Origin of the sequence: Methanocalculus sp. (assembly GCF_029762515.1) — an archaeon.
Taxonomy (GTDB): domain Archaea; phylum Halobacteriota; class Methanomicrobia; order Methanomicrobiales; family Methanocorpusculaceae; genus Methanocalculus.
Genome location: NZ_JARVGN010000309.1, coordinates 1 through 2869, shown reverse-complemented (window position 1 = coordinate 2869; position 2869 = coordinate 1). Strand labels below are relative to the sequence as shown.

The following is a 2869-nucleotide window of genomic DNA, read 5'->3' as shown; positions in this document are numbered from 1 at the left end:
AAAGTCATGCCACTAGACCATCGATGCACTGTGATTTGTGCATATACAATAAGACTTCGGGAAATATTAACATATTCATTGATGAGCAATTTGTCCTTTGGTTAAAATGAGAACATTCAAGAGAACCGGGCAGACCATGGAATTGCACACTCTCTATAAGTAAAGACGGGATTCCCTGCAGATTTCAAGGGATATGAAATATAATCCTTCAGAAATTCCCCTATCGAGCGACAGTTATTCTATCTTTTGTTGGAATTATAAACCAATTGCTAGCGAGGATGTACACGCTGATGTCGGTAGCTTGCTGGGTTAGGAGACCTGTAATTTCGATAACGATGAAATGGAGGTGAATGATTGTTGCGCGATGGCCTTTCGCACATAATACCGGCAAATCAATTCTTGTTGCACCCAGTATTCGGTTCCCTCCTACCAGTATCTTCCAGAGATGATTCTCTTTTTCATTCCTCATCAAAATCTACGGGTACAAACAGATGTTCTTCCGAAACGGTCAATGTGACGTTGCCGTGATCGTCGAGAGGTGAGATGACGATGACGACATTCCCGTGCTCGTTGACAAAACTCGTATTCCAGAAGCCCCTATCATTGGTACAGGTAATCCTCTCCGGATCGTCTGTCTTTATTTCATAATACGCGGCAGACCACGAATGCATTTTTTTCTCCGGGAACGAGAAAGTGGAAACATCCAATTCCCTGAGGTCTGCGCGTCCGGCTCTGGCTGGAGGCTGGTGTGGTAAATTGAGCGATGCGTATCCCAACGGAGGATCTTTTCCTTCAGATTCGAGATAATTCGCAACCACCCACTGCTTGAAGATGTCATCGAAGCGTTCTTCGTACCCGTGGAGAGCAAGCGTCGCATCAATTCCCGGTATACCATGTTCTTTGTTTTCGACGAGATCCTTTATGAATCCCTCATGTCCGGACCGATTCGAGAGATCGCCGAAGTTTTCGGAGAGGTATAGGGTCCAGAGATAACTTGCCCCATAGTGGGCCATATTCTCCCGGGTATATAAAAATCGCACATCGGCCGCCACAAGCGGGGCATCGGGCAGTCTCATGTATTCGTAAACATGAGAGTATTGCGGGACATCAAGACAGGCAAATGAAGCATACATAGCACAGCCCTCATTAATCCAACGCGTTTCATTCGGGTCATGACGGTAATGGATAAGGTGCTGGAATTCGTGGGCGATGGTGGACTTTATTTCATCCTCTGGATTATCGACATTGATATGTATAATATCGGTAGTGTCCCCAATCTTTGGGTGAAAATATCCACAACAAGATGATTCAGATTCTCCGATGTCCGACTCAGACGTGAAATCGAGGAAAAGAATGAATATCCGGGAAATTCCATCAACATCACGCGGATTTCCGAATATTTTCGTATCCTCAGGGTAGATAACGTCATCGAACACGTCGGCGATGGCATTCGCCTCAGGCAATATTTGATTTTCTTCAACGAATATGTAGCAATAGTCACCGACTGCTTCACATGTTGCGTTGATTCTGTATAACTTTTCTTCAATCATATCAGAACAATCAAATGTTTCCTCATCGCCGATCGAATATCCCTCTTTTTTCAGACTGTTTGCTCCAATTAGATTTTCGGTGAACGGATACGTCTCATTTAGCTCTTTGAATATTTCAGAGACCGGAGGGGTGCCATCCATCCATATCTCATCACCTGGCGAGGATCCATCCACATTTCCCACCAATGCACTTGCAGAAACAATGCACATCGTACAGAACAGCAGAGAACATATCAGCACTACCACAAGTATTCTATCATCATACATGATCACACCACAAACCTTCTTCAAGTGTCGGCCCATGGAGAGTTGATGCGAAACGTCACCTCATTTGAGAGGTTTCCAGCATATACCAACTTCAGGACGGCATGAAATCAGACAGTCTGCCACCACATTCTCAAGATATCCTAGATACACATGGTCACAAGCCGAAAAATTCTCCCCCTGAAGCACCCGCCATGGGAGCGCATGCATTTTCGAGAGTCATTTTCTCCTTTTTGGGAGGTTGAGAACCGGTTCACCACCGTATGGTAGATGTGAATCGGTTGTCACCGACACCATAGCCGACCACAATTGCGGCCGCGTTCATCGTTCAACGGATTTTCATTTTTTGTTTCCTTCCGGCGTATTGTCATCCTCGGGCGAGATCAGCACTGCACAGATAATGTGAACAATACCATTGCCAGCTTCGATCTCAGAGCTGACAAACAAGACATCATTGAACTTAACCCCCCCCAGCTGCAGAGTCATTTTCCGACTGGATGGTCGTGGTAATTGACAACCCATGCGTTGCAGTTGCGATATCCTCTTCAAATCGATTGTCGGGCTCCGGGTGAATATAGATCAACCAGAAAGTTTCTCCGTCTGATAGTTTGTGGCTCGTCGCATTCCAGACATAGTAAACACTCTCATCATCCTCGTAATATACCACCCACGCCGATTCGTATGTCGTCTCGATATCCTCGATGCTATCGATCTCCAGCTCCTTCTCCAGCAGGCAATAGTAAGTAGAATAATTCAATCCACCTTCCCTATAGACTGCGTCAAGCGCACCGAGGGGTGTGGTGCGATCGACCTCAATCGTATCGTTCCGGTTGACAGGTTGCACCTCAAAGGAGTCTCCCGAATGCAGTGTTACATTGAACTCACCGAGGCGTTCCATGGTGGCCGGCAGTAATATCTCGAGATCCTCTCCCTGTGGCCCCCCAGTTGGCTCCTCGGTTGGCTCCTCGGTTGACTCCTCGGTTGACTCCTCGGTTGGCTCCTCGGTTGACTCCTCGGTTGACTCCTCGGTTGGCTCCTCGGTTGGCTCCTCGGTT

Annotated in this window: 2 protein-coding genes; both read right to left on the bottom strand. The window is 46.8% G+C overall.

Annotated elements, in window-relative coordinates; genetic code table 11:
- Positions 1 to 458: 458 nt before the first annotated feature.
- Positions 459 to 1817 (bottom strand): hypothetical protein, encoded by a 1359-nt coding sequence (locus QCH34_RS10095; protein ID WP_300333646.1) that lies wholly within the window; start codon positions 1815 to 1817, stop codon positions 459 to 461.
- Between the two features lie 457 nt (positions 1818 to 2274).
- Positions 2275 to 2869: hypothetical protein (locus QCH34_RS10090; protein WP_300333643.1), on the bottom strand; the 595-nt coding region annotated here is incomplete at its 5' end.